Below are 2233 nucleotides of genomic sequence, written 5' to 3' on the forward strand. Positions count from 1 at the left end.
GAGCCGATCCTGCGCTTGGCAAGCAACTTTTCTCACTGAGGTTCGACGCTAATCAGGTCGCGCTTTTGGCGAAGCTACTCCCTTTGATTGACTGGCCTGTATTTCCCCTGGATGGGTTTGGCCTGCATGTCCACATTCGCGCAAACACGCTTGTCGCCGCAGGGTACGAAATCCGAATTATTGACAGCCTCAATCCAGGCCAGCTCAGCCCTGGCGCCTGCCGTCTTATTCATCCAGTACGCTCCCCAAGCTGCAATGCCGGCGAAGGCCAGGACCGTACAAATCGCCAAGCCACCCATCCCGATCACCGTCCATTTGCGTCGCTCGGCCTTGATCGCTTTGCGCTCGGCTTGCAGCTCCTGGACTAATCGAGCGATCGATTTCGCATCAGAGCCGAGCATCTCATGCACAGGCGCAATGGAACGGTCCACGGATTGCTTGATGTCATTGGCAACCTGGCCTTTGACGCCATTGACCACTGCGCTGGCCAAGCTCTGTCCCTGGGAAAGCATGGCGTTGGCGCCGCGCTCCAGCGATGCCGCGCCCTGCTCCATCCTGGCAGCCGCCGCCTCGCTGCGATCCGCGTAGTGCTTGATCACGAACCCAAGCTTGGCCAGCTTCCCTTCTTCCTGATCCATTGACTTCGGTTACATCGACATCACCGGGCCACTGCGTCCCATCTGCTCGATCCGTTGCTGCTCGACAAGCTGGGCTTGCAACTCGGCCTGATGAACCTCGGCCAGCCACAATCTTTCCTCGCCCGCGATTTCGCGCTGAAACTGCTGCCCTGCAGGGCTTTGACCGTATTCCATCAATGCGGCGTCCATTGCCTTGTCGTCCTTGTTGACCGCGGCTTCGTACAGACGATCGAGCAAGGATCTTGGCTCCTGCATATCGCGCGTGCGCACGGCCAAATCGATCCCAGATTGAGCATTCTGGAAGTCCTGGATGGAAGCGCCTTCGTGGCCTGGTTGCCTCGGCATATCTTGCGGCAGGTCAGGGCGAGGTCGCACACCTGGCGCCCGCGAGTCGATATGTAGCAGGGGCACGGCCACGCCATCACGTGTGACATTCAACTCGACCACGCCATTGCTGCGATCCGCTCGGGTGATCTGATCACGCTCGATCTCACGCCACCCTCCGTCGATATTCGCGTAGCCGCGACCATCCCGATTCCACTGCACAAAGTCATTGCCGGAAACATACAGGCCGGCAGTGTGACCGGCCGGCGCGCCCTGAAAGCGAACGTCTTGGGCGCGGGTGCCGCCGGCATCCAACGCCTCGACGAACGCACGGCCCTGCGCGGGCACCAGGAACAGATTCTTGACAGTCGAATACTCGGCTTGCAGATTGGGATGCGCCCTGTCCTGGTCCAGTTGCGTAGGATTGATCAGCGGGTTCGCCACTACGTCCCGCCACGCATCACGGAGGGGATTGTCCGTTTCGGAACCACGCAACGAAATCACCAGCTCTGCCCCACGCAACGCGTTGTCGCGGTCGCCTTGCAGGTGTTGTGGAACAGCGGCCTTGATGTCTTCCAACGAATCTATGGTGCCACTCTCTATTCGCTCTACCACCCTGCGCCCGCTTTCATCGCCGGCCTGGTTGGTCAGCTTGGCCATGACGGTGACCATGCGGACTTGATCCTCGGCTGTTGCATCCCTGTAGAGATCGGTGTTTTCCAGCCGCCGCACTGGCCCACCTTCCTGGAGCAGATGATTGACCTGTCGCACGTCCTGATCGTGGACGAAGGTGATCCCTGCGTCCGAGCGCAGGAATTCGTTAAGTCGGCTCTTGATACCAGTCGGAAGATCGTACCCGTTGTCAGCCGTAGCCCGCGGATTGCCTCGGATTTCATTACCCGTGCGTCGCAAGTACTGATTTGCCTGATCCCGTTCGGCCTGCGTCAGCGCCATATCCGCGCGTCCCGACGCCGATGCCCACTCGTCATATGCAGCCAGAAAACCATCCGGGTTCCGGTTGCGATCATTTCGCTGCTGGCCGAAATCCGTTTGCAAGGTGCCAAGGGAATATCCGCTGTTGTAAATCGGTTCCAATTGGCCGTCCCGGAATGTCCCAATGCTCTCAACTTAAGCCAAGAACCGCTTGATCGCAGTCGCCTTGTCAGGCATTATGGACGCATGTAACTCATTGAGTTCATTGACAATATGAACTCAAATCCCTGATCCGCACCACCTGCTGTCCAGCCTCGGCCGCTTCCTCGCCGATCCCG

Annotated in this window: 2 protein-coding genes; both read right to left on the reverse strand. The window is 59.1% G+C overall.

Annotated elements, in window-relative coordinates; genetic code table 11:
- Window positions 1–74: 74 nt before the first annotated feature.
- Window positions 75–638, reverse strand: coding sequence for a hypothetical protein (locus ACH65_RS03275; protein ID WP_049621151.1), 564 nt, complete (start codon window positions 636–638; stop codon window positions 75–77).
- Between the two features lie 9 nt (window positions 639–647).
- Entirely contained in the window at window positions 648–2057 is a 1410-nt protein-coding gene (locus ACH65_RS03280) for a hypothetical protein (protein WP_153242458.1), read from the reverse strand.
- Window positions 2058–2233: the final 176 nt, after the last annotated feature.

It is taken from the genome of Frateuria defendens, from assembly GCF_001182895.1.
Taxonomy (GTDB): domain Bacteria; phylum Pseudomonadota; class Gammaproteobacteria; order Xanthomonadales; family Rhodanobacteraceae; genus Frateuria_B; species Frateuria_B defendens.